The sequence below is a fragment of the Sphingomonas sp. GW822-FHT03G08 genome, from assembly GCF_058801135.1.
In genome coordinates this window covers 1,060,042-1,084,626 of the sequence record NZ_JBXAMZ010000002.1, presented here as the reverse complement: position 1 = coordinate 1,084,626, position 24,585 = coordinate 1,060,042, and the positions used below count along the sequence as shown (strand labels likewise).

Annotated in this window: 25 protein-coding genes; 5 read left to right on the top strand and 20 right to left on the bottom strand. The window is 66.9% G+C overall.

From position 1 onward, the window contains the following. Window positions 1-42 precede the first annotated feature (42 nt). Both spt and AC1RJ5_RS22170 read right to left on the bottom strand, forming a co-directional pair. The gene (gene spt / locus AC1RJ5_RS22175; protein ID WP_493115839.1) at window positions 43-1,233 is read right to left on the bottom strand and encodes a serine palmitoyltransferase; all 1,191 of its coding nucleotides are present in this window, start codon (window positions 1,231-1,233) and stop codon (window positions 43-45) included. A 77-nt stretch (window positions 1,234-1,310) separates the two neighbouring features. Then, on the bottom strand, window positions 1,311-1,553 hold the full coding sequence (locus tag AC1RJ5_RS22170) for an acyl carrier protein (RefSeq protein ID WP_116842527.1): 243 nt from the start codon (window positions 1,551-1,553) through the stop codon (window positions 1,311-1,313). 292 nt (window positions 1,554-1,845) lie between these two features. Between AC1RJ5_RS22170 and AC1RJ5_RS22165 the strand changes: the two genes are divergently transcribed. After that, a complete protein-coding gene (locus tag AC1RJ5_RS22165; protein ID WP_493115759.1) occupies window positions 1,846-3,483 on the top strand; it encodes an NAD(P)/FAD-dependent oxidoreductase in 1,638 nt (545 codons plus the stop codon). Between the two features lie 83 nt (window positions 3,484-3,566). On the opposite strand, the gene AC1RJ5_RS22160 is transcribed toward AC1RJ5_RS22165, so the two are convergent. After that, window positions 3,567-4,538 carry a DMT family transporter gene (locus tag AC1RJ5_RS22160; RefSeq protein ID WP_493115757.1) on the bottom strand — a complete coding sequence of 324 codons (972 nt, stop codon included), beginning with the start codon at window positions 4,536-4,538 and terminating at the stop codon, window positions 3,567-3,569. Between the two features lie 83 nt (window positions 4,539-4,621). Here AC1RJ5_RS22160 and AC1RJ5_RS22155 point away from each other — a divergent pair, with 83 nt between their 5' ends. Next, entirely contained in the window at window positions 4,622-5,110 is a 489-nt protein-coding gene (locus tag AC1RJ5_RS22155) for an Lrp/AsnC family transcriptional regulator (RefSeq protein WP_493115755.1), read from the top strand. A 44-nt stretch (window positions 5,111-5,154) separates the two neighbouring features. Here the strand turns inward: AC1RJ5_RS22155 and AC1RJ5_RS22150 are convergent, their stop codons facing one another. The 6 genes from AC1RJ5_RS22150 to AC1RJ5_RS22125 form a co-directional block, all read right to left on the bottom strand. Beyond that, on the bottom strand, window positions 5,155-6,693 hold the full coding sequence (locus tag AC1RJ5_RS22150) for an HAD-IIIC family phosphatase (protein WP_493115753.1): 1,539 nt from the start codon (window positions 6,691-6,693) through the stop codon (window positions 5,155-5,157). 33 nt (window positions 6,694-6,726) lie between these two features. Next, window positions 6,727-7,632 (bottom strand): NAD-dependent epimerase/dehydratase family protein, encoded by a 906-nt coding sequence (locus tag AC1RJ5_RS22145; protein WP_493115751.1) that lies wholly within the window; start codon window positions 7,630-7,632, stop codon window positions 6,727-6,729. Continuing rightward, window positions 7,629-8,735 (bottom strand): glutamate 5-kinase, encoded by a 1,107-nt coding sequence (proB, locus tag AC1RJ5_RS22140; RefSeq protein ID WP_269575846.1) that lies wholly within the window; start codon window positions 8,733-8,735, stop codon window positions 7,629-7,631. The genes AC1RJ5_RS22145 and proB overlap by 4 nt, the downstream gene beginning before the upstream one ends. A 68-nt stretch (window positions 8,736-8,803) precedes the next feature. Beyond that, window positions 8,804-9,898, bottom strand: a complete 1,095-nt coding sequence (gene lptG, locus AC1RJ5_RS22135) for an LPS export ABC transporter permease LptG (protein ID WP_269575847.1) — start codon at window positions 9,896-9,898, stop codon at window positions 8,804-8,806. Further along, entirely contained in the window at window positions 9,895-11,106 is a 1,212-nt protein-coding gene (gene lptF / locus AC1RJ5_RS22130) for an LPS export ABC transporter permease LptF (protein ID WP_269575848.1), read from the bottom strand. The genes lptG and lptF overlap by 4 nt, the downstream gene beginning before the upstream one ends. Window positions 11,107-11,218: 112 nt before the next feature. Further along, entirely contained in the window at window positions 11,219-11,869 is a 651-nt protein-coding gene (locus AC1RJ5_RS22125; RefSeq protein ID WP_269575849.1) for a hypothetical protein, read from the bottom strand. 104 nt (window positions 11,870-11,973) lie between these two features. On the opposite strand from AC1RJ5_RS22125, the gene obgE reads away from it, so the two are divergent. Next, window positions 11,974-13,023, top strand: coding sequence for a GTPase ObgE (gene obgE / locus AC1RJ5_RS22120; protein WP_269575850.1), 1,050 nt, complete (start codon window positions 11,974-11,976; stop codon window positions 13,021-13,023). A 123-nt stretch (window positions 13,024-13,146) separates the two neighbouring features. On the opposite strand, the gene AC1RJ5_RS22115 is transcribed toward obgE, so the two are convergent. Next, window positions 13,147-14,250 (bottom strand): fatty acid desaturase family protein, encoded by a 1,104-nt coding sequence (locus AC1RJ5_RS22115; protein WP_184171325.1) that lies wholly within the window; start codon window positions 14,248-14,250, stop codon window positions 13,147-13,149. Window positions 14,251-14,402: 152 nt separating this feature from the next. Here AC1RJ5_RS22115 and AC1RJ5_RS22110 point away from each other — a divergent pair, with 152 nt between their 5' ends. Then, window positions 14,403-15,560: a GNAT family N-acetyltransferase gene (locus tag AC1RJ5_RS22110; protein ID WP_493115748.1), complete on the top strand. Its 1,158-nt coding sequence runs from the start codon at window positions 14,403-14,405 to the stop codon at window positions 15,558-15,560. Window positions 15,561-15,698: 138 nt separating this feature from the next. Here AC1RJ5_RS22110 and AC1RJ5_RS22105 read toward each other — a convergent pair whose 3' ends face one another. From AC1RJ5_RS22105 to AC1RJ5_RS22080, 6 genes are all read right to left on the bottom strand, one after another. Beyond that, entirely contained in the window at window positions 15,699-15,968 is a 270-nt protein-coding gene (locus tag AC1RJ5_RS22105; protein ID WP_184171157.1) for a hypothetical protein, read from the bottom strand. A 98-nt stretch (window positions 15,969-16,066) separates the two neighbouring features. Beyond that, the gene (locus tag AC1RJ5_RS22100) at window positions 16,067-16,333 is read right to left on the bottom strand and encodes a hypothetical protein (RefSeq protein ID WP_184171154.1); all 267 of its coding nucleotides are present in this window, start codon (window positions 16,331-16,333) and stop codon (window positions 16,067-16,069) included. Window positions 16,334-16,798: 465 nt separating this feature from the next. After that, entirely contained in the window at window positions 16,799-17,572 is a 774-nt protein-coding gene (xth, locus tag AC1RJ5_RS22095) for an exodeoxyribonuclease III (RefSeq protein WP_493115745.1), read from the bottom strand. 14 nt (window positions 17,573-17,586) lie between these two features. After that, complete coding sequence (gene erpA, locus AC1RJ5_RS22090; protein WP_184171147.1) at window positions 17,587-17,928, bottom strand: iron-sulfur cluster insertion protein ErpA; 342 nt, start codon at window positions 17,926-17,928, stop codon at window positions 17,587-17,589. A gap of 76 nt (window positions 17,929-18,004) precedes the next feature. Next, window positions 18,005-18,745 carry a 3-oxoacyl-ACP reductase family protein gene (locus AC1RJ5_RS22085; protein WP_493115743.1) on the bottom strand — a complete coding sequence of 247 codons (741 nt, stop codon included), beginning with the start codon at window positions 18,743-18,745 and terminating at the stop codon, window positions 18,005-18,007. Between the two features lie 73 nt (window positions 18,746-18,818). Further along, window positions 18,819-19,403 carry a TetR/AcrR family transcriptional regulator gene (locus tag AC1RJ5_RS22080; protein ID WP_493115741.1) on the bottom strand — a complete coding sequence of 195 codons (585 nt, stop codon included), beginning with the start codon at window positions 19,401-19,403 and terminating at the stop codon, window positions 18,819-18,821. Between the two features lie 160 nt (window positions 19,404-19,563). Here AC1RJ5_RS22080 and AC1RJ5_RS22075 point away from each other — a divergent pair, with 160 nt between their 5' ends. Further along, complete coding sequence (locus tag AC1RJ5_RS22075) at window positions 19,564-20,910, top strand: DUF1963 domain-containing protein (protein ID WP_493115739.1); 1,347 nt, start codon at window positions 19,564-19,566, stop codon at window positions 20,908-20,910. Between the two features lie 15 nt (window positions 20,911-20,925). Here the strand turns inward: AC1RJ5_RS22075 and AC1RJ5_RS22070 are convergent, their stop codons facing one another. From AC1RJ5_RS22070 to AC1RJ5_RS22055, 4 genes are all read right to left on the bottom strand, one after another. Beyond that, on the bottom strand, window positions 20,926-21,639 hold the full coding sequence (locus AC1RJ5_RS22070; protein ID WP_493115737.1) for a TorF family putative porin: 714 nt from the start codon (window positions 21,637-21,639) through the stop codon (window positions 20,926-20,928). Between the two features lie 35 nt (window positions 21,640-21,674). Continuing rightward, window positions 21,675-22,112: a hypothetical protein gene (locus AC1RJ5_RS22065; RefSeq protein ID WP_493115735.1), complete on the bottom strand. Its 438-nt coding sequence runs from the start codon at window positions 22,110-22,112 to the stop codon at window positions 21,675-21,677. Between the two features lie 360 nt (window positions 22,113-22,472). Next, a complete protein-coding gene (locus tag AC1RJ5_RS22060) occupies window positions 22,473-23,663 on the bottom strand; it encodes a M23 family metallopeptidase (protein ID WP_342249748.1) in 1,191 nt (396 codons plus the stop codon). Window positions 23,664-23,786: 123 nt separating this feature from the next. After that, the gene (locus tag AC1RJ5_RS22055) at window positions 23,787-24,584 is read right to left on the bottom strand and encodes a ferritin-like domain-containing protein (RefSeq protein ID WP_493115732.1); all 798 of its coding nucleotides are present in this window, start codon (window positions 24,582-24,584) and stop codon (window positions 23,787-23,789) included. Window position 24,585: the final 1 nt, after the last annotated feature.

The following is a 24,585-nucleotide window of genomic DNA, read 5'->3' as shown; positions in this document are numbered from 1 at the left end:
CCCGGGCCCCGGCTTTCGCCGGGGAACCAGGGATGCCCGATATCAGGCGATGACGCCCACGGCCTGGCCCGCCGCCTTGAACATGCCCAGCACGCGCTGGATCTGCTCGGCGGTGTGCTCGGCGCAGAGCGAGCAGCGCAGCAGGAAGGTGCCGGCCGGGGTCGCCGGCGGGCGGGCGAGGTTCACATAGAGGCCGCCCTCGAGCAGCGCCTGCCACATCATCGCGCCCTGGACCTGGTCCTCGAGGATCACCGCGATGATCGCCGAATCGGGGTTCTCGGTGCCGAGCTTGAAGCCCATTTCCTTGAGGCCGGCGTGCAGCGTGCGGGCATTTTCCCACAGATGCGCGCGCTTGTTGTGCGCGTGCATCAGCTTGCGGATCGAAGTCGCCGCGGTGGCGACCACGCTCGGCGGCAGCGAGGCGGTGAAGATGTACGGGCGGCAGGCGAGGCGGATCGCCTCGAACTTCGGGTGGTTCGACACGCAGAAGCCGCCGACGGTGCCGACCGACTTGGAGAAGGTACCGACGACGAAGTCGACCTGGCCTTCCAGGCCCTGGTCCTCATAGACGCCGCGGCCGTTCGGGCCGAAGAACCCCATCGAATGGGCCTCGTCCGAGAGCACCATCGCGCCGTGCTTCTTGGCGACTTCGACCATTTCCTTCAGCGGAGCGATGTCGCCGAGCATCGAGTAGACGCCCTCGAGCACGACCAGCTTGCCGGCCTCCTTGGGCAGGCGGCCGAGGCGCTTGTCGAGATCCTCGACGCTGTTGTGGCGGAAGCGGACGATCTCGGCATTGCCCTGCTTGCAACCGTCATAGATCGAGGCGTGGCTGTCGGCGTCGAGGATGACATACTCGCCCTTGCCGACGAGCGTGGAGATCATGCCGAGATTGGCCATGTAGCCGGTCGAGAAGACGATAGCGCCGGAGACGCCGTAGAATTCGCGCAGCGCCTGTTCCACATCCATATGGTCGTGGAAGGTGCCGTTGAGCATGCGGCTGCCGTTGGTGCCCGAGCCGAACTTGTCGAGCGCGTCCTTGCCGGCCTGGATCACGTCCGGATCGAACGTCATGCCCATGTAATTGTAGGTGCCGAGCAGGATCGTGTCCTTGCCCTTGATCACCGCCTCGGTGGGCGACTTCACCTGCTCCATCACCACCGCATAGGGGTCGGTGACGCCGCTGGCGAGCAGTCGCTCGCGCTCGTTGATCAGCGCGTCGAACTTCGACATCAGGTCGGTTTCGGGCGCGACGGCGGCCGGGTTGGCGGGGAGCGCGTCGGCGGTGTTCAGGCTGTCGGTCACGTGGCTCAGCCCTTGAGCTTCTGCACGGCATCGACCAGCTGGCCGATATTCTCGATCTCGGCCTGCATGTTCATCGTGATGATGATGTCGAACTCGTCCTCGATCGCCGCGACGAAATCCATCACCGTGAGGCTGTCCCACTCCAGGTCGCCGGCGAAGGTGGTGCTGTCGGTCAGCGCGACGCCCTTCTTGTTGAAGGGCTCGATCTGGGCGGTGACGGTCTCGAAGACGGAAGCGCGGTCGGTCATGGGGTCCCTCTAGTGGTATCGTTCCGCAGTGCCAAGCGATTGCGGCACAAACGGGCCAGCGACGGGGCAATGCGCGGCGGCAAAGTGAAGGGAGTCGGGGTAAATCGTTTCACTTTGTTTTGGGGCAATCGGGCGTGGCGCGGCAGCGCTTTTCCGGAAGCGAGGGGCCCGAACCCGATCATGGGAGGAGGAAACCAGACGAAATCCTACATTGCAAGGACGCATTGGCCGCAAGGCCGGGGTGACGAAGGGGGAATTTGGCTGGTGGCGCATTCCCCGCTAGAGGCCCGGGATGCTTCGCCTCTCCGGACTCTATCTGCCGCTCGACCATTCGCCTGAGGCCCTGCCCGAGGCGATCGTCAAACGGCTGGGCATCGCGCCCGCCGAGCTGAAAAGCCACGCAGTCTATCGCCGCGGCAATGACGCGCGCCGGCGCAATGCGATCCAGCTGGTCTATACGGTGGATGTCGAGCTGGCCGACGAAGCCGCGGTGCTGGAGCGCTTCCCGGACGACAAGGACCTGCGCCCCACCCCGGACATGACCTACACCTTCCCGGTAATGGCGCCGAGCGGCTGGAGCGGGCTGCGACCGGTCGTCATCGGCGCGGGGCCGTGCGGGCTGTTCGCCGGGCTGATCCTGGCACAGATGGGCTTCCGTCCGATTATCCTCGATCGCGGCAAGGTGGTGCGCCAGCGGACCAAGGATACCTGGGGCCTGTGGCGCCGGGGCGAGCTCAACCCGGACTCGAACGTCCAGTTCGGCGAAGGCGGCGCCGGCACCTTCTCGGACGGCAAGCTCTATTGCCGGGTGAAGGACCCGCGCTTCCTCGGCCGCAAGGTGCTGGAGGAGTTCGTCAAGGCCGGTGCGCCCGACGATATCCTGTGGGAAGCGCATCCGCATATCGGCACCTTCCGGCTCGTCACCATGGTCGAGAGCATGCGCCGCACGATCGAGGAACTGGGCGGCGAATATCGCTGGGAGACCCGGGTCGACGATATCGAGCTGGAGCGCACGCCCGACGGCAACCAGAAGGTGCGCGGGCTCCACCTGCACGATCTTGCAACGGGTGCGGGCAGCTTCCTCGAGGCCGATCATGTCGTGCTCGCGGTGGGGCACAGCGCCCGCCCGACCTTCGAGATGCTCCACCGACGCGGCGTGCATATCGAGGCCAAGCCCTTTGCGATCGGCGTTCGGATCGAGCATCCGCAGAGCTGGATCGACCGGGCGCGCTTCGGCCAGTGCGCCGGGCATCCGGACCTGGGCGCGGCGGCGTACAGCCTGGTGCATCACGCCTCGAACGGGCGCAGCGTCTACAGCTTCTGCATGTGCCCGGGCGGGCGCGTGGTGGCGGCGACTTCCGAGGAAGGCCGCGTCGTCACCAACGGGATGAGCCAGTATTCGCGGGCCGAGTTCAATGCGAACTCGGGCCTGGTCGTCGCGATCGATCCGGCCAAGGACTTTCCGGGCGGGCCGCTGGCGGGCATCGAGCTGCAACGGCACTGGGAGGACATGGCCTTCATCGCCGGCGGCTCCAACTATCATGCGCCGGGGCAGCTTGTCGGCGACCTGATCGCCGGCCGCGCCTCGACCGCGCTCGGCGAAGTCATCCCCTCGTACAAGCCGGGGGTGAAGATGACCGACCTGTCGGAGTGCCTGCCGGGCTTCGTGATCGAGGCGTTCCGCGAGGCGCTGCCGGTGTTCGGCCGCCAGATCGCGAACTACGACCATCATGATGCGATCATGACCGGCGTCGAGACGCGAACCTCTTCGCCGGTGCGGATCACGCGGGGCAAGGACCACCAGAGCCTGAACGTGGCGCAGCTGTTCCCGGCGGGCGAAGGCGCGGGCTATGCGGGGGGGATCCTGTCCGCCGCTATCGACGGGATCAAGACGGCCGAAGCGGTGGCGCGGAGCATGATGGGGGCCTGACTCCCTCGTCATGCTTAACTTGTTTCAGCATCCAACGCTCCGCCAGCGATATCCTCCGGGGCGCGTTGGACTCTGAAACGAGTTCAGGATGACGGTCGGGGAATTGGGCCCACAAACGGCTCTTTCCGCCGATGCGCCGCGACGCAACTCACCACGCTCGCAACCACCAGCACGAACGCCGCAGCCTCCAGCACAGTCGGCCCGCGATGCTCCCAGGCGAAGGCATAGAGCAAGGCGAACAGCGTCTCGAAGGTGATCATCTGTCCGGAAAGCGTGAGGGGCAGAAGCCGGCTCATCCGGTTCCACAGCGCATTGCCGACGATCGAGGCGAACACCGCCACGCCGGCCGATACCGCGACGAACAGCGCCCAGTCACCCGCGCCATGGCCGCGCACGCCCAGCAGCAGTGCGAGCGGGATCAACGCCAGGCTCTGCACGCCGGTGGCGATGCCGATCAGCAGGCTCCAGTCGTGCGAGGACACGGTCTTCACCCGGGCCAGCATATGGTTGTTGTACACTGCATAGGCGCCCCAGGACGCGAGCGCGCCGATCGCGCAGAGCAGGCCGGCGAGCTGGGCGCTGACCGGGCGGGTCGAGGGCAGGAACAGCGCCTGCCAGCCGATGCAGACCGCGCCGGCGGCGCAAAGCAGCAGCGAAGGGGCGAGCCGGGCGAGCGGCACCGCGTCCTTCGCCCGGCTGCCGACGATGGTCACGACGACAGGAAGGAAGCCGATCACCAGCGCGGTGATCGCCGCACCGCCGAGCTGCACCGAGCTGGCAAGGAGGATATAGTAGAGCGTGTTGCCGGAGAGCGCGAGCCAGGCGAGCGCGCGCCACTCCCCTGCCCCCAGCATGGCGGCGAGGCCGCGCCAGCGCGGGGCGATCAGCGCGGCGGAGATCAGGCCATAGGCAAGGTAGCGGCCGATGGTCAGCTCGAGCGGGCCGAAGGCGCGGGCCAGTTCGGGCGCGAGGAACACCAGCCCCCAGAGCGCGCCGGCAGCGGCTCCGCACAGCACGCCCAGCACCAGTGATCCGCGTTCATTCGGCATGCGCATTCCCTTCGGGAACGGGGAATATCATCATCATAGCGGGCTGAGCGCTCTTGATTAGTCGTCCGGATGCAACAAAAACTCGCCATATGGCAGGCGAACAGGACAAATCCCCACGAGCGCTCGACTCGTTCGATCGGGCGATCCTTCGACTCGTGCAGGCGGACAACAAGATGCCGCAGCGCAGGATCGGCGAGGCGGTGAATCTGTCGGCGGCGGCGGTGCAGCGGCGGATCGCGGCGATGGAGACGTCGGGCGTGATCGCGCGCAACGTGGCGATCGTCGATCCCGACGCGGTACCGCTCACCATCACCTCGATCGTCGAGGTGCAGCTGATCAACGAGCATGCGCCGACGGTGGAACTGGCGCGGCGGATGTTCCTCGACACGCCCGAGGTGCAGCAATGCTATTACGTCACCGGCGGGGTGAGCTTCATGCTGGTGATCGTGACGTCGGACATGCGTGCCTATTCGGCGCTGACCAAAAGGCTGTTCGCGGAGAAGGAATTCATCGCCAGCTATCGCTCGCTGATCGCGCTCGACCGGGTGAAGGCGGATACGAGCATCATCATTCCGTGATTTCCTGGGCTGTTCCCCGACGAAAGCCGGGGAACAAGCAGGCTTCACGCCGCCTCGGCCTGGCCTTCCCCGCCGCCCAGCGCGACCGCCTCGATCCAGCAATCGACCTGGCCGGCGATCTTCCGGAGCAGGCCGGCATGGAGGTGGGTGACGTCGGCCATCTCGTCCGGTCCGGCGATGTCGGCGACATCGAGCACCCAGAGATGCTCCGGATTCTCGCGCGCGGCCTTGCGCCACAGCGCGTTGAGGCGGCGGCAGCGCTCAGGGCTGAGATTGTGGGTGAGACGATACTTGCCCTCGGGCGCGTCCTCGGGCGGCAGGACGACCAGCATCCGGCGCTCTTGCTCGATCAGCATGATCAGCATCCGGACGAGGCAGGTCTCGTACAGGCCGATATCGACCAGCGGCCAGCGATCGCCCCAACGGCCGCCCAGATAGTCGACCGCGGCGCCATAGACGAGGAAGGGCGGGAAATCCTGGTCGCGCCAACTGCCGTCGTCCATCATCGCCATCGCGAAGACGCGCGGGTGGTGATCGAACTCGATCGCCGGACGGAAGCGGCTGTAATGCGCGATACCGCCGGACTGGCAATCGAACATGACCCGCACCGCCGGCTCGGCCAGCAATTGCGGCGCCTGTTCGGCGAGGATCGCGGCGCGGACCTGCGGATCGTGGAAGTCGGCATCGGCGATCCAGTCCGGCTCGGTACGGTCGAAGCGGCCGTCCCAGGCGCTGGTGTCGATCGCCGGCCATTTCTCGCGGACCTTGGACAGCGCATAAGCTTCCAGGCCCATATGCATGATCCGGCACGAGAATGTGAAATGGGCGAGCTTCTCCGCGGCGCGATCGACCATGACGAAGCCGACCAGCCCGTGGCGGCCATAGGCATCCCAGGCGAAGATCGACCAGCTGTCGAAGCGGACGACATCGATGATGTCCGCCTCCAGCCGCGCCTGCTCGACGCGCGAGCCGGTATAGTTGAGCTGGTTCGAGCGGTTGATCAGGTCGGTGATGCGGGGCGCGAAATCGAGATTGTCCATGAGATAGGGCGCGCTCGCCTGGAGGCCGCAGCTGCGCAGGAACTCATGGTTGGAGAGCGCGGGCACCGCGGCGCGATCGGCCTTGCGGCGCTCCATCATCCGGTAACGCTCGACGCGGCTCTTGGAAGGCGGGGTGAGCGCGAGCAGGCCGGCGAGGTGATCATCGGCATCCGATAGCGTGATCTCGAGCAGCTGGATCTCGGGGATCGCATGGGCGACTTCGCGCAGGTTCGCCGGGTTGTCGTCGACGAACAGCACATCGGCGGGGCGCAGCTGCATGTCGGCGATGATCGCGCGGATCGCCTCCGGCTTGGGGGTGAAGGCGATATGGGGGAAGACGAACTCGTCCCACAGGCCGAGCTCGCGCAGTTTCGCCTCGGCGGTGGCGTGGTCGTTCTTCGAGCAGATCGAGGAGACGACGCCCCGCGCGTTGAAGGCGCGGACCAGCTCGGCACGGTGCCGGTGCAGCTGTACGGCGTCGCCATCGGCCAGCGTGCCGGACCAGAGCGTGTCGTCGAGGTCCCAGATGATGAGCTTGAGCATCCTTCATTTTAGGATGCTCGGAGGCTCAGCGGGTCACAGCAGCCCCTGCTCGCGATACCAGGCTGCGGTGGCGGCGAGGCCGGCGGGGGTTTCGACCTGCGGCATCCAGAGATTGGCGGGCGGGCGGCGGCTCGAATCGATCACCCAGTCCTGGTGGCAGAAATAGGCGACGCGGTCGGGGGTGAGCTTGGCGTTCTTGCCGCGCAGCAACCGGTCCAGATGCGCGCCGGCCATCAGCAGCGGACGCGGCAGGGCGAAGCTGGCGACGCGCTTGCCGAGCGCGGTGCCGATCGCCTGCGAGAATTGCTTGTGGCTCCAGCCGGTGGGCGTGCCGTCATCCGCGTCGAGGATCTGGTTGCAGCCATCGGTGGTGGCGAGCGCGAGCAGCAACCGGCCGAGATCACCGACCTCGATCAGCGAGATGCGGCCGCCGCGCGGCATGACGGCAAGGCCCTGTTTCGCCAGCTTGAACAGCTCGAGCATCTCGAGGTCGCCGGGGCCGTAGATGGCGGGCGGGCGGACCATCGCCCAGTCGAGGCCGGACTCCATGACGAGCTTGTCGCCTTCCGCCTTGGACCAGCCATAGGCGGAGAGCTCGGGCTCGCGCGCGGCGAGCGAGGAGACATGGACGAAGCGGCGGACGCCCCTGGCCTTGGCCGCCTCCAGCATGTTGCGGGTGCCGTCGATATTGCCGGCGGCGAAGCCGGCCTTGTCGGGCGCATTGACCACGCCGGCGACATGGATGACCGCGTCGGCGCCTTCGCACAGCTCGGCGAGGGCGGCGGTGTTGTTCAGGTCGCCCTGCACCCAGGCGATGCCGGCGCGCTCGGTCTGCGGGCGGCGCGTGAGGGCGCGGACCTGGTGGCCGGCTTCAAGGGCAAGGGCGATCAGGCGGGTGCCGACAAAGCCGGTGCCGCCGGTAAGGGCGATGGTGCTCACAGCAGCGCCATATGGCTGCGGTGGACGAGTGTCGAGCGCGGGGCATAGCCGAGCAGCTCGGCCTGATCCTCGTTGCGGCGGCCGAGGATGCGGGTGGCGTCGTCGCTCGGATATTCAGCGAGACCGCGGGCGAGCGGCCTGCCATCGGGCCCGGCGATCACGACCAGGTCGCCCCGCGCGAAATCGCCCTCGACGCGGGTAGCGCCGGCGGCGAGCAGGCTGCGGCCCTGCCCCAATGCCCTGGCCGCGCCGGCATCGACATGGATGGTGCCGTGCGCAGTGATGCCGCCGGCCAGCCAGGCCTTGCGGGCGGGGGCAGCCTTCTCGGCGACGAACAGCGTGTGCCTGGCCTCGGCCGAGAGCGGATGCGCGATCCGGCCAGAAGCGATGGCGAGATGCGCACCGGCGGCATTGGCGATGCGCGCGGCGGCGATCTTCGAGACCATGCCGCCCGATCCCATGCCCGAGGCCGAGCCCCTGTCGGCCATGTTCTCGATCGCACCGTCGATCCGCTCGACGCGCGGGATGTGGACGGCGCCGGGCAGCGCGGGATTGCGGTCGTACAGGCCATCGATGTCGGAGAGGAGCACCACGCCCCCTGCCCCGGCCGCCTGGGCGACGCGGGCGGCGAGCCGGTCATTGTCGCCGAAGCGGATCTCCTCGGTGGCGACGCTGTCATTCTCGTTGAGCACCGGCACGACGCCCAGGCCGAGCAGCCGGTCAAGCGTGGCGGCGGCATTGAGATAGCGGCGGCGATCCTCGAGGTCGCCCAGGGTGACGAGCATCTGCGCGGCGGTGAGGCCGTTCGCGCCAAGCACGTCCGCCCAGACGCGGCTCAGCTCGATCTGGCCGGTCGCCGCGGCGGCCTGCGCATCCTCGAGGCTGGCGCGCCCGCCCCGGGCAAGCTTGAGGCGCCGGGCGCCGAGCGCGATCGCGCCCGAGGAGACCACCGCGACCTGCTGCCCTTCGCGCACGCGGGCGGCGATGTCGGCGGCGATGCCCTCCAGCCATTCCCGGCGCACGCTGCCATCCGGATCGACCAGCAGGGCCGAACCGATCTTGACGACGATGCGCGGGCAGGAAGCAGGCGGGAAGAGCGACATGGGCGCCGCTATATGGCCCCCGATCCGCCACGACCAGACAGGAACGCTTGGGGCATCCGCCCCGCCAGCTATTCCTCGGTGCGCAGGAGGACCGCCTCGCCGATCATCAGGAACAGCAGGAACGGTGCCCAGGCGGCGAGGAACGGCGGATAGGCGCCGAGATTGCCCATCGCGAGCGCGAAATTGTCGGCGACGAAATAGAGGAAGCCGAGCGCCATGCCGATCACCGCGCGGACGAACAGCTTGCCCGAGCGCGCCAGGCCGAAGCCCGCGACGGCGCCGAGCAGCGGCATCAGGATCGCCGAGAGCGGGCCCGAGAGCTTGTGCCACAACGCGCCTTCCAGCGCCTCGGTCTGGCGGCCGGCGACCTGCAGGTCCCCGATCGCCTGGTAGAGCGTGCCGAACGACATGCTGTCTGCATCGACATGCGCCAGGGTGAACTGGTCCGGGCGGATATTATGGCCGATCACCACGCTGCCGACCTTGGCCTTCTGCCCGGTCGCGATGGTGAAGCGCTCGGCATTTTCGACGCGCCAGCCATCGCCATCGCGCACGCCGTGCGGCGCGGTGAGAATCCCGGTCAGCGAACGGTCCTGCCGCTCATAGACGGTGATGCCATAGAGCTGCGCGCCGTCGCCGCGCCCGCGGATCTGCTGGACCTGGATCAGGTTGTTGTCACCCTTCACCCAGACATTGCTGCGATCACCGCGATCGATCGGCAGCGGGGCGTAGTTGACCTTCTTCCACTGCTCGAGCGTGGAGGTGGCGCGCGTGACGATCCGGTCGTTGAAGGCGAAGGAGATCGCCGCCACCACCATGCCGGTGAGCAGCAGCGGCGCCAGCACCTGATGCGCCGAAAGCCCCGAGGCCTTCATCGCGATCACTTCGCTGTTCTGGTTGAGCTGGCTGAGCGTCAGGATCGAGCCGAGCAGCACCGAATAGGGCAGGAAGGTCGCGGCGATCTGCGGCACGCGCAGGCTGACATAGCGCCAGATCTCGGCATCGCCGTTGCCGGCATAGGCCAGGATCGTGTTGCTCTCGGTCAGCAGGTCGAGCGACTGGAGGATCAGCACCAGCGCACCGAGGATGGCGAAGGTGCGCGTGAGGAACATCTTCGCCATGTAGGTGGACATGGTCCGGGACGGGAAAAGGCTCAGGATCATGCCGCGGCCTCATCCCTGCGCAGCTTGCGCCGCCGCCCGGGCATGTAGCGCAGGACGAACTTGGTGAGCTTGGAGAACATCTTTTCGAGCCCGCCGATCGGCTGGCCGCCCGGCACATAGGCGATCTGATAGTACATCCACATCACCAGCGCGCAGAACAGCGAGAACGGGCCCCACAGCGCGATGATCGGATCGACGGCGCCGCTGGCCCCGAACGACTGCCCGAACTCGTTGATCTTGTGATAGGTCACGATCATCACGATCGACAGGAACACGCCGAGCGCCGAGGTCGAGCGCTTGGGGGGCACGCCGAGCGCCACCGCGAGGAACGGCAGCAGGAACATCGACACGACTTCCGCCAGGCGGAAGTGGAAGGCGGCGCGGCTGGTCTCGCGATCCTCCTCGCTCGACTGCGGATTGCGGCCGATCACCGCGAGCTCGGGCAGGGTCCGCTCGATATTCTTGCCGCCACGGGTGCGGAACTGCTCGTACTTGGGCAGCGGAATCGGCAGGTTGTGCGTGGTGAAGGTCAGCACGCGCGGCACCGGCGAGCCCTTGTCCTGATGGACGAGCGTACCGTTCTGCAGGCGGAAGATGATGACGTCGGGATCATCCGAGCGCAGGAACTGGCCGCTCTGCGCGGTGACCGCGACCGGCGTGCCGTCCTTCGTCATCATCTGCACGAAGATGCCCGAGAGCTTGCGGCCCTCGTCCTTGCTCTCCTCGATGCGCATGGTCATCTTGGCGCCGAAGCTGGTGAACTCGCCCACCTTGATCGAGGCACCGAGCGCGCCCGAGCGCAGCTCGAAGCGGAGCTGCTCGTAATTGTAGCGCGACCAGGGCTGGACGAAGCCGACGATCGCCAGGTTCAGCGCCGCCAGCGCCAGCGCATACATGAAAGGCACCTTGAGCAGGCGGGTATAGCTGATCCCCACCGCGCGCAGCACGTCGAGCTCCGACGAGGTGGCAAGGCGGCGGAAGGCGAGCAGACAGCCCAGCATCAGGCCGATCGGGATGCCGAGTCCGAGATATTCGGGAAGCAGGTTGGCGAGCATCCGCCAGACGACGCTGACCGGGCCGCCCTCGGTTGCGACGAACTCGAACAGCCGCAGCATGCGGTCGAGCACCAGCAGCATTGCCGAGATCAGCAATGTCGAGATCAGGGGCACCGCGATCAGCCGCGCCATGTACCGATCGATCGAGTTCATCTGCGCGCGACGGTTGCCTTGGTTTCTTCTCGCCGGCGCATGCGAGCGCCGCCTCCATGAACCGAAAGCCTATACCTCCGGTTCCCGGCAGCGCCAGCAGGAAAGTTGCGCGTCAGTAGCGCGAGGACGGATTCCTGGGCGTCACATCGGCACCTTTCGGATCGAGCTTGCCTCTGTCGGGATCGATCATCGGTGCGGCCGCCGCCGACTGGGCCTGGCGCTGGCGCATCTGCTCGACCTGGCGCTGCCCTTCGGCATAGCCCGGCCGGGCACGCAGCTGGCGATCGAAATCGAGGAAACGCTCGACCGAGCTCACTGCCCTGCCATTCTCGATCTGGACGATGAACTCGTCGAGCACCTTCTCCATCGCCGCGCGGACCTGCGGGTTGTAATTGGCCATGGCGGCCCTGCCCTTGAAGTCCGCATCGAAGGAAAGCTTCGTCTTGCGGCCGTCCTCCAGCGGCTCGAAGCGCAGCCTGAGGTGGATCGCCTCCGCCCCGTCATTGCTGACGCGATAATCGATCTCCTTCGAATCGACGCTTGTCACCTTGGGCCAGCTCACGCCCTTTTCCGGCGTCGCGCCGCCGGGGCCATAGCCGGTCCAGCTCTCCTTCGCGCCGTTCAGCACCAGGTCGAAGCCGCGCCAGGTATCGTGCGGCGTCGCATTCACCGTGCGGACGATGTCCGGCGCCTGATAGGCAGACACCGCATAATAGCCTCCGCCGCCCAGCAGCGCGCACCCGATCAACGCCTCACGGATCATTTGCCCCAATCCCCGGCCTGTTTCGGCGGCGATTGTCCCGCGCCAGCGTAAATAGTCCGTCACCATGGGGTGACGAATTTGCGACATTCGCCTATGGGCCTGCGATGCATTTCCTGGACCAGGCAAAGATCTTCGTCCGCTCCGGCGCGGGCGGCCCGGGCGCCGTCAGCTTCCGGCGCGAGAAGTTCATCGAATATGGCGGCCCCGACGGCGGCAATGGCGGCAAGGGCGGCGACATCGTGTTCGAGGCCGTTGCCGGCCTCAATACGCTGATCGACTTCCGCTACACCCAGCATTTCCGTGCGCCGCGCGGCCATGGCGGCGCGGGCTCGAACCGCACCGGCGCGGGCGGCGACGACCTTGTCATCAAGGTGCCGATCGGCACCCAGATCCTCGCCGATGACGAGGAGCGCTCGCTGCTGCTCGACCTGACCGAGGAGGGCCAGCGCGTCGTCTTCCTGCGCGGCGGCGACGGCGGCCGCGGCAATGCGAGCTACAAGACCTCGACCAACCGCGCCCCGCGCCAGCACGGCACCGGCTGGCCGAGCGAGGAAGCCTATGTCTGGCTGCGCCTGAAGCTGCTCGCCGATGCGGGTCTGGTCGGGCTGCCCAATGCCGGCAAGTCGACCTTCATCAATCAGGTGACCAACGCCCAGGCCAAGGTGGGCGCCTATGCCTTCACCACCACCCGCCCCCAGCTGGGCGTGGTGCGCCACAAGATGCAGGAATTCGTTGTCGCCGACATTCCCGGCCTGATCGAAGGCGCGGCGGAAGGCGCCGGCATCGGCGACCGGTTCCTCGGCCATATCGAGCGCTGCCGCGTACTGCTCCACCTGGTCGATGCCAATGACCCCGATGTCGCCGAGAGCTACCGGATCGTGCGCGGCGAACTCGAAGCCTATGGCGCGGGGCTGGTCGACAAGCCGGTGATCGTCGCGCTCAACAAGATCGACACGCTTGACGACGAGCTGATCGCGGCGCTTTCCGCCGAGCTGGAAGAAGCCAGCGGGAGCACGGTGATCCCGATCTCCGGCGCCAGCGGCGTCGGAGTCGACTGGGTGCTCGACAAGCTGCTCGAGGAAATCGGCGGCGAGCATGACAAGGTCGCCGAAGACGACGAGGGCGAGGAAGCGATCGAATGGTCGCCGATTTGAGGTTCTGACGCCGAAACCCTCGTCACCCCGGCCTTGAGCCGGAGTGAAATTGGAATGAATCCAAAAACGCAAAAAGGCCGGGCATCGCTGCCCGGCCTTTTCTGTTTCAGCCCGTCCGCTGGCTCAGCGGGCGCCCATCGTGCTGGCGGCGAGGCGGTGCATCAGCCCGCGCAGCGTGGGGTAGTTGGCCTTGTGATAGGCCGACGCCTCTTCCAGCGCGGTCGAGATGCGGCGGTGCGCCTCGTCCAGCGCGTGATAGGGCAGGCTCGGCAGCAGATGGTGCAGCGCGTGGTAGCGCAGGCCGACCGGCGCCCAGAGATAGGCCAGGAAACCCGGCGTCGGCACGTTGACGCTGTCGAGATACTGGGCCGTCACGGTGAGCGGCTCGCCGTCATTCTCCCAGAGATGCGCCACGAGGGTGCGGACCTGGTTGATCACCGCCACGCCGGCGACCACCGCGAGGTAGACGCCGAAGGCGTGCAGCGAGACAACACCCGTCGCCACCGCGGTGATCAGCGCGATCGAGAAGATGCACGCGCCGGCTTCCTGCCAGTACCACTGGGTGCGGAACTCGCCCTCGGGCGCACGGCGCGAGAATTTGGGGTTGATCTGCAGGCCCGAATATTTCGCGACGACGAGGCGGCGCAGCGGCGGGATCACCAGCGACAGCGGGGTGAGCACGCCGAAGCGGATCAGCATCGCCACCGGCAGCAGCATCGAGACGAGCAGGAACATCGGCAGCGTCCACGGCTTCATCAGCGCGAGCGGCAGATATTCGGGATCCTCGACCGTGCCATAGCGGGTGCGCGCATGGTGCATGGTGTGCACGCCTTCGTACATGAACGAAGGCACGAGCAGCGGCACGCCGAGGATAAGGTTCCACACCAGCCGGAAGTTCGGCAGCAGCGAATGCTTGAGGTGCGTGATCTCGTGGATGAACAGGCTGGCGCGATAGAGCGCGAGCACCGCCACCACGCCGGCGACCAGCGCCAGCGGCCAGGTCGGCGCCAGGATCGTCGCGGCGAAAGCGGCATAGCCGATGCCGGCCGAGACGAGCATGTCCGTCCAGTAGATGCGCTTGTTGGGCGTGTGCAGGTCGCGCGTCAGCTCGGCCGCCGCGCGCAGCATCGCGCGATCGTCGGGCACGCCGGAAAGCTTGATACGCGCCGATGCCGGGGCCGTTTCCAGCTCCGCATCGTCGATCTTCAGGGCAAGCGATTTCGTCATGATGTCTGCCATTTGGCGGGAGATAGTGGCTTTATGGTGGCATTCCAGGGGTCAGGTGGAGGCATCTCCCGCCCCGAAACGCCGCGCTTGACACTGGCCCCGTGGCGGAAGACTGCATTGCGCTGAATCAAACCAACAGAAGGGCTTTTCCCTTGCCCAGCGGCCCGCTCAGCATCCGTCCCGTCTCTTCCAAGCGCGACACCAAGCAGTTCATCGAGATCGCCTATCGCCTCAACGGCAACGACCCGCACTGGGTGCCGCCGCTGCGCGACGAAGTGGCGGCGACGATCAGCCCGAAGAAGAATGGCTGGTTCAGCCATGCCGAGGCGCAATATTTCCTCGCCGAGCGCGACGGGGAGACGGTGGGCCGCATCTCGGCGCACATCGACTTCCTGGCGCTGGAAATGCCGCCCGAACAGGGCTTTGGCCCGGGCACCGGCTTCTGGGGCCTGTTCGAGGCGGAAGACCAGAACGCCGCCAAGGCGCTGATCAACGCCGCCGAGGACTGGCTGCGCGGTAAGGGCATGACCAAGGCGCTCGGCCCGGTCAGCCTGTCGATCTGGGAGGAGCCCGGCCTGCTGGTGAAGGGGCATGACCACTCCCCCACCGTGCTGATGGGCCATCATCCGGCGCATTATCAGGCCTGGATCGAGGCGGCAGGCTACAAGGAAGCCAAGAAGCTGCTCACCTATGAGCTCGACGTCACTCAGCAGTTCCCGCCGCTCGTCCAGCGCATCGTCGCGGCCGGCGAGAAGAACGAGCGCATCAACGTGCGCATGGTCGACAAGTCGAAGTTCGACCAGGAAGCCGAGATCATCCTCGCCATCCTCAACGATGCATGGTCGGACAATTGGGGCTTCGTGCCGCTGACGCCGCCCGAAATCGCCGATGTGGGCAAGAAGCTGAAGCCGCTGGTGTTCAACGACCTGATCCGCATCGCCGAATATGACGGCGAGCCGGTGGCGTTCATGGTCACCCTGCCCGATCTCAACGAGCCGCTGAAACCGCTCAAGGGTTCGCTGCTCCCGTTCGGCTGGGCCAAGCTGCTGCTGTGGATGCGGCGCCCCAAGGCGCGTACCGCACGCGTGCCGCTGATGGGCGTGGTCAAGCGGCTGCAGAGCTCGCGCATGGCGAGCCAGCTGGCCTTCATGATGATCGAATATATCCGCCGCGCCGCGGTGGAGACCTATGGCGCGAGCCGGGGCGAGATCGGCTGGATCCTGGACGACAACCAGGGGATGAATGCGATCGCCAGCGCGATCGATTCCCGCATCAACCGCGAGTACGTCATTTACCAGAAGCCGCTCTGACGGCGCTGGTCCTGCACGGCCACGACCAGCCTGTTCCCGGTTGCAATGGGAACAGGCCGGTGCCGGCCTGGGGACCGGAAGAGCGCTACCCGCGGCGGCGAACGCTTACAAAGCCGCCGCGGGCGCCCTCCCTGGGCTTCAGCGCGCCTGCTTCTTCAGCTCGAGCGGGTCGACACCCTGGTCGAGCCAGTCGGCCCGGGTACGGCATTCCTGCTTCTGGATGCGCGTTCCGGTCGCAGCTTCAAGATAGATGCAGTATTTGCGGCTGTCGGCCTTCGCCGCAGCAACCTCCTGCTTTGACTTGACCGGATCATTCACGGCAGCGGCGGCGGGGGAGACGGCACCGGCGACGAGAGTTGCACCAGCCAGCAGGGCGGCTGCGGCGGAGAAAATGGACTTGCGGGTCATGATGGGGATTCCTTGGGATCGGGGGGCACGAGCGGGCGAACGGTTGAATGCGAGGGGGCGTCGCGAACCGTTCGCCGCACGGGGACGGCGGGGGCCGCTCAGTCCTTCTTGAGGGGATCCTTGCCGGTCAGCGCGATCCAGTCGGCGCGGGTGTGGCACTCGCGCTTCGGGAACATCGTGCCGGTCGACGGGCCCTGGACGCAGTACTTCTTCTGCATCGCCTTGTCGGACTGATCGTCGGACTTCTTCGGGGCTTCCTTGGCCGGATCATTGCTGCGCGCCATGGCGGGCGAAACCGCGCCGGCGACCAGGGTAACGGTGGCCGCGAAGGCCAAGCAGGCGGACTGGATGGGCTTGCTGATCATATCCTCAACTCCTCTACTTGCAGACATGACAGGCGCTCCTTCCCGCCTGTGCCCCATGCTTCGCAATCGGCGTGCCAGTTTTGAGAGTTTCGGAAATTCAATGACTTAGCCCATTATGACTAAGTGATGACGTGCTATAGCACGGTAATACACGCCAAATATTGGGATTTTCGCGGACCCGCCGTCCGGAAACGGACAATGGCACCGTCCGGAAGCGGACGCGGCGGACAGGCCGGCGTCGTCCGGAGCCGCTTGCAATGTAGGATTTCGCCTGTTTGGCTCATGCGGCCGGGCGCAGTATCGGCCGCTCTTTGACGCTGTTGGACGAATAGGATCCCGCGCACGTAACAAGGTTGCGTAGCGCGCCGTAATCCAAGGTATCCGGCCGGCCTGGAGCCGGCCAGAAACGCTTCCTGGCCTGTACTTCGTGTACTTTCGCGAGTCGGAGCCGAGCGCGTGTTGGAACTAGCGGAGCGAGACCCAGGTCGGCGCGTGGTCGCTGGCCTTTTCCCGGCCGCGATATTCCTTGTCGACACCGGCGCCCAGGAAGCGATCGGCGGCGATCGGGCTGAGCAACAGGTGATCGATGCGGAAGCCCGCATCACGCTGCCAGGCGCCCGCCTGATAGTCCCAGAAGGTCCAGATACCGCCGCTCGGATACCGGGTGCGCAGCGAATCGGTCCAGCCCTGGGCGAGCAGGGCGCGGTAGCGCTCGCGGCTCTCGGGCTGCATCAGTGCATCCTCCTGCATGGCGCGCACCGAGAAGGTGTCGTCGTCATTGGGGATGACGTTATAGTCCCCCGCCAGCACCACCGGTCGCTCCTCGGCGAGCAGCGCGCGGGCACGATCGGCCAGCCGCTCCATCCACTTGAGCTTGTAGTCGAACTTGGGACCCGGCTGGGGATTGCCGTTGGGCAAGTAGATCGAGGCGACGACCAGCTCGCCGATCTCGACTTCGATATAGCGGCTATGGACATCCTCGGGATCGCCCTCGAGCCCGCGCTGGCGCTCGATCGGCTGCTGCCCCTTGGCCAGCACCGCGACGCCGTTGAAACCTTTCTGGCCATGCCAGACCGCGCCGTAGCCGAGGGATTCGAAATCCCCCACCGGGAGCGTTTCGTCCGAGCTCTTCAGCTCCTGCAGACAGACCACATCGGGCTGCTGCTCGCGCAGATACTCGGTCAGGCGCTCCAGCCGCGCCTTGATGCCGTTGACATTGTAGGTGACGATCTTGGGCAAGGGTCTCTTCCGCCTCAGACCGAGAAGCTGGTGCCGCAGCCGCAACCGGACGCGGCATTGGGATTGATCACGGTGAAATGCGCGCCGCCGAGATTGTCGACGAAATCGACGCTCGACCCGCGCACCAGATCGAGGCTGATCGAATCGACGACCAGCTTCACCCCGTCGAGCTCCGCCACGCTGTCATCGCCTTCCACCGCATCGGCGAAGCCGAACTTGTACTGGAAGCCCGAACAGCCGCCCCCCTCGACCGAAAGGCGCAGGATCGCCGGCTTGCCCTGCTTCGTCGCGATCGCCGCGACACGGGCCGCGGCGGACGGGGTCAGGCCGATCTCGGGCTGGGTAAGCGTTGCCATGGCGTCGAGATAGGGTAGCGAGGCCCGCGAAGCAATGCATGCGGGCGGCAACCGGAGGGTCACCGCCCTGCCCGGCCTAAAGCACCCAGCCGCCATCGATGGTAAGGCTCTCGCCGGTCATGTAGCCGGCATCCGGCCCGGCCAGCCAGGCGATCAGCCCGGCAATCTCGGCCGGACGCCCCACCCGCCGCATCGGGCTCTTCTCGACGAGCATGTCGAGCGCATCGGCGGTCATGTCGGTCGCCGTCGGGCCCGGCTGGACATTGTTGACGCTGATCCCGCGCGGCGCGAGATCGAGCGCGATCCCCTTCACCATCGCCGCGACCGCTGCCTTGGTGAACTGATAGACGCTCGAGCCAGGGAAACCGGTGCGCACCGCGGTGTTGCTGCCGATCGTGATGATCCGCCCGCCCTCGGGCAGATGCGCCGCGGCAGCCTGGATCGCGAGGAAGACGCCGCGGATGTTGATCGCGATCATCTGGTCGAGCTCTTCCAGGCTGACCGTATCGACCGGGCCTAGCCGCAATATGCCGGCATTGACCACGACGGTATCGAGACCGCCGAAATGCGCCACCGCCTGCTCCACCGCCGAACGGATCGCGGCGGGATCGGCGCTGTCGGCCTGGATCGCCAGCGCCGCGCCGCCCGCTTCCCCGATCTTGCCGACCAGCGCCTCGGCCGCATCGGGCCGTGAGACATAGGTGAAGGCGACGGCATGCCCCTCCTGCGCCAGCCGCTCGACCGCGGCCGCGCCGATCCCGCGCGAGCCGCCGAACACCAGCGCGACCTTGCGCGCTGCACCTGCTTGAACGTTCATCTGGATTTCCTTTCTTGATAGATCAGTCAATAATTAGGCAAATGAAGATATTCCCGGGCGACGCGCCGCAGTCTCAGCCCTTGCGCAGGCGATCGACGGCGAACCGGGCCATGGCGGCGAGATCCTCCGAACCGGCGCCACCGCGCGCGGCGAGCTGGAGCCCGGTCATGGTCATCTGGATGAAGGTCGCGGTCTGGACAGAATCGAGACCGGGATCGATCTCCCCCGCCCCCTGCCCCTCGCGGATACGGTCGGCGATGCGCGTGCCGAGCAGGGAGCCGGCCTTGCCGCGCTGCTCGACCAGCGCCGGATCGCCGGTGCCGAACTCGCTCACCGAGCCGACGCCCATGCAGCCAAGCGCACGCTCGGCATCGTCCTGGGGCGTGAGGCCGTGCAGCAACTCGTACAGGCCCTCGATCGGCGATGCCCGGGAATCCAGCCGCCTCAGGTGCCCGCTTATCGTGCCGCGCTGATAGGCGGCCAGCGCCTCGCGATAGAGGTCCTGCTTGCCGCCAAAGGCGTTGTAGAGGCTCTGACGCCCGATCCCCATCGCCTGGATCAGATCGTCGGTGGAGGTTGCCGCAAAGCCCTTGGCCCAGAAGACGCGCATCGCCTTCTCCAGAGCCGCATCCCGATCGAATTCGCGTGGTCTCGCCATGGTCGCGACTTAAGAATTGTGGAACGATTAGTCAATAACAGATAATCGGAACCGCTATGGCGCGAAGCTGCCCCTCCGCATTGTCGCCTCGCCCTGCTCAAGCTAGCCTTCCAACCTGGGGGGCGCCGATCCGCAATCGGCCGCAAAAGGGGGAGCGTTGATGAGCGAGGCAGCCGAGCGGATCATAGACAAGTTGCTGGCCCGCTATCGCCGGGACGCCGTGCTGCTCCACCGCCCCTATCCGCCGCACACCGCGCCGCGGACCAACAGCAAGTTCGGCGGACTGCCCAGGCTGCCCGAGCATCATGAATGGCCGCGCATGCCATCGGGGGTACCGCTCCATTTCCTCGCCCAGATCGATTGCGCGGACATCGGCCATCCATCGCCGCTTCCGGAGCGCGGCGTGCTGTTCTTCTTCGGTCGAAGCGATGACGAGCAGGTCTGGTATGCGGATCGGCCGCACGAAGCCTGCCGGGTGCTATATGTCCAGGATGCGTTCGCGCTGACGCCGCCGCGTGCGGCCCCGGACGATCTTCCGCCCATCGGCGGCTTCTATCCGCCGCCCTTCGCCCGGCCCTTTCTCCGGGACGGCGAACCCGGCCCCAATCTCTATGTCGAATGGCCGATCCAGCCGCTCCGGTTCGACAGCTGGCCGGACGGCAGCGCGGTACACGAGGCGATCTCGCCTCCCTTCGACTGGGGACGGCTCAACCCGGCACGACTGTTCGGGAAGCCACGCTTTCCGGCATGGGTGGAGCGTGCCGGCGAAATCGAGGAGATTGTCGAGGAATATGACGAGGTGCTGGAGCGCAGGCGGGACGCCGAATATTACCGCGCGACGCAGGAGCCCCGGCCCGGGCAGGAATGGAACGGGCATTCGACCGCAGTCGCGCTGCAGCTCTACGGCGACGACGCTGCGCCCGATGCCTTTCCGCAGCTCTGGTCGCATGTCGATTTCTTCTGCCGGGCGCTCACCACGCAGATCGCGGCGGGCCGGACCGGTTTCGACGACCCAGCCGCTACGACCTCAGCTGCGCAGGACTGGATCGCACGGGCTCGCGGCAAGCCGGCGAGCGATACGGTGGCCGGCGCGGACCGTGCCGATTTCCGTGCCTGGATCGCATCGCTGCCCAGGCACCCAAGCTTTCCGTTCAATGGTATCGTCTCGAATTCCATCACCGAGGCGAGCGCCTCCGTCATCCGCGCCTTTGCCGGCAATCCCGAGCACGCGTCGCTGATTTCCCGGTCGACCTATGACATCATGGCGCCGCTGTTCTGCGGCGGATCCGTGTTCGGCGTCCAGTTCTCGCAGATGCTCGGCCATGCGCCTTCCGCCCAGGAAGCGCTATCCGTGAACGATCCGACCGTCTGCCTGTTGAGCCTGTCGACGGACGGCGGGCTCGGCTGGATGTTCGGTGATGTCGGCGAATGCACCTTCTGGATCACGCCCCAGGACCTGGCGCGCCGCGATTTCAGCCGAACCTGGGGGACGATCGAGGGACACTGAGATCCCCTGACCGCCTCAGAACGCCAGCCGCACCCGCCCCATCACCCGGTCTCCGCTATTGCCGAGGTCGGCAAAGGGCGAGCTGGTCGTCCGGCGGGCGAAGTCGGTGCCGACATAGTCGATACCGAGCGTGAAGGGGAACTTGTTGAACTCCAGCCCCAGCCGCCAGTCGGTATAGGTGCCGAGCGGACGCAGGCGAGCGGCGCGGAGCGGATCGTCGGTGGTACCCGAGCTGCGGCCGATCGAGGCCGAGGCGGAAAGCGGCGTCGCCGGGACGCCGGCATTGGCGGAGGCGAAGACGTAGAGATTGTCGCCGCCGATCGCGCGCTGGTCCGGCGCATAGACCGCCCCGGCACCGAGCTGGAGCGGCCCCAGCGTATAGCTGGCATGGCCGCCGAGCTCGACATAGTCCATCCGCTCGCGCGCGCCGGCGAAGACATGGGCGGTCACATGGCCGCGCAGCCGGAACGGGCCGGCGTCGGTTGCCGCGCCCAGTTCGAGATCCGCCACGGCGTCCGCACCGGCATGCCGGGTCGAATCGCGGGTGCTGACGATGCGCGCGGAGGCGTCGAGCGCGCCGAGTGCGACCAGCGCATCCGCCGATGCCGCCACGCGGCCCTCGCTCCAGCTGAGGCCGCGACGGCTCTCGTCGGTCGCGAGCTCGACGCCGCCGGACAGGTCCTGGGCATGCGCCGCACCGCCGGCCAGGGCCGGAAGCAGCGCGGCCAACGATATGAACTTGATACGCTTCACCATCATCCTCTTCAGCGGCCCGCGCCCTTCGGCTCGATCGCCGCCTTCAGCACATCCCGGTCCTCCCCGGCGACCGCCAGCAGATGCGTGCGGATCTCCTCGGCGCGGCGGGCGACTTCGCGGTTCACCGCGGTGTCACTGGCGCCGCACCAGCCGGGACGGCTGCCTGCGAGGATCGCCTTGCGATCGATACTCCGGCTCAAGCGCTGTGCCTCGCCGAAACGTGCCTCGCGATCGATGCGCAGATGCGCCCGCCAGCTGCAACGCAGTGTCGACGGAACGCCCGCCTTGGCGACCGAGCCGAGCTGGCGACGAACCAGCACGACGCGCGCGCGGTAATGCGTGTCGATGCTTTCGCCGGCATGATCGAAGCGGGCGCGATGCTCGAGGGTGGAATGGACAGGTTCCGTGGCTGCAAGCGCCAGCCCGAGCGCGAGAACGATGCTCATGGGTTCATCTCCTGCGGCGCACCGGCTCTTGGCGGCCGGCGTCTGTCAGGCGGATGGACAAGGCTTGGGGCGGGCGCAACCGGCGCGGTGCGGAGGAAACACTTCCTCACAATGCGGGGGAGGCATGCCCCCCGGGGGATGCCATTCCCTATCCTTTCGTCATTCCCGCGAAGGCGGGAATCCATTCTGGCGAGCAACAGTGAGTCTCGTTGCCACCAGCGGCAATGGATCCCCGCCTTCGCGGGGATGACGATAAGAAGGGCGAGGATGACGATGGGGAGGACAAGCAGGTCGACCGCCCCCAAAAAGAAAAGGGGGCCGCCTTCGCGGGCAGCCCCTCTTCCTCTCCTGAAATCAGGCTTACTTGTTCTTCGCCGGGCCGCCGACGCCGCCCTGGACGCGGTCCTGCACCGAGGCGAGATACTCGCCGGTCTGCAGGAAGGGGATCGGGTTCACGGCCTTGCCATCGACGCGCACCTCATAATGGAGGTGGCTGCCGGTCGAGCGGCCGGTCGAGCCCATCAGGCCGATCAGCTGACCGCGCTTCACGCGGGTGTTGTCGGCGACGAGGATCTTCGAGAGGTGGCCATAGCGCGTTTCGATGCCGCGGCCATGGTTGATCTGGACGAGGTTGCCATAACCGCCCTGGCGGCCGGCATGGCTGATGACGCCGTCGGCGGTCGCGTAGATCGGGGTACCGATCGCGCCGGGGATGTCGACGCCGGCGTGCATCGCCGCGGTGCCGCGGAACGGATCCGAGCGGACGCCATAGTTCGAGGTGAAGGTGAGCTTGTCGACCGGCTGCATCGACGGGACCGAGATCACCGTCTGCTCGAGCACGTCGAGCTTCTTCCAGGTGACGAACAGCGCGCGGAACTGGGCGTCGGCGGCTTCGGCCGAAGCGTCGCTGCCATTGGCGCCGTCATTGTCGATCGGCTCGTACGGGCCGCCCATCGCGGGGACCTTGACGTAGCGCTCGGGCGACAGGCCGAGGCGGCGGAGTTCGCCGGCGGTGCGCTGGTAGCGGGCTTCGCCGGCGGCGCGGGCCTTGCCGGCCATCGCGACCTGGCGGGCCTCGACCTGCTTGAGCGGGGCGAGGACTTCGCTGGCGACGGCGCTGGTGCGGGCCGAGGTATTGGGGAGCGGCTGCTCGATCACGGCACGATCGCCCTTGCCGGTGAGCGTGGCGCTGATCAGGGCCTGGTGCTGCTCGACGCGCGCGGCCTGGAGGCGGGCGGCCTCCTTGGCGGCGGCGACATCGGCCTGCATCTTCTCGACCTGATCGCGCATCTGGGCGACCTGCGCCTCGGGCGACGAGGGCGTGCCGGTCACGCCGCTGATCGCGATCGCGCCGACGGCGGCCTGGGCCACGCCATAGGCGGAGAACAGCACGGTGACGGTACCCACGCCTGCGAGCAGCGCCTGGGTGCGTCCGGCGATGCTGAAGCGCTTCAGGTCGCGGCCGTCATGGAAAATAAAATCGCGGGTAGTGAAGAAAGCACGGAACCGCTGAGCAGCAGTAGCGGTTTTGGTGTTCGACGCCTTGGCCATGATTCCCCGGCAAGTTCATGGAAGTCAGCACCGAAAAGCGACCCGGCGACCGTACTTCATTTATCCACTGTCGCAGCAAGCAGCCCCTCCGCCTTCTGGACGGATGGCTTTTGGCCAGATGGATCAGGTCGTCGCAAGAGGTTGGTAATATTCCCGGGACAAACCGGCTGAGTCGCGCGCCGAGTCGTTGAACGGAGGCTTAATCGCACCGCGAAAGTGACGTGCAACCAGCGCATGCCATGTTGCATGCGGGACACGGCCCAATTCGCGACAACGCGATTCGAACCAGGTGGTTCCCGCCCGGACATGGCGAATTTCATCGTTGACGATCCGTGTGAGGATGCGGGTGGTAACTGCATCATCCGCGGCGGAAAATCGCTCGATCGTGGCCGGCGTGACGTCTAGCCCGCGCGCTTCCAGCACCATCGGCACCACGGCGAGGCGGGCGAGCGAATCATGCGCGGTCTCGGCGGCGGCATCCCACAGCCCGTCATGCGCGGGCATGGCGCCGTAGAAGCTGCCGAGGCTTTTCAGCCGCCGATCGAGCAGGACGAAGTGCATCGCCTCGTCGGCGCCCACCCCCATCCAGTCATCGGTGAAGCCGCGCGGATATTCGCCGCCGAAGCGGCCTACCGCGTCGAACGCCAGGTCGATCGCGGAGAACTCGATATGGGCGAGCGCGTGGATAAGCGCGATGCGGCCGCGTTCGGAACCGCCCTTGCCGCGCTTGGGCATGCGGTTGGGCGGGAGCAACTCAGGCCGGTCCGGGCGCGCCGGGCGGTCGGGCATCGCCACATCGAAGGCGAAGGCGAGCCGGCCGAGCCGCCAGTCGCGCGCGGCGGCGCGGGCGGCCTTGACCTTGGCGGCCGGCGCCGCTGCGATGAGCACCGCGCGGCAGGCTTCGGCAACGCTGCGGGTCATG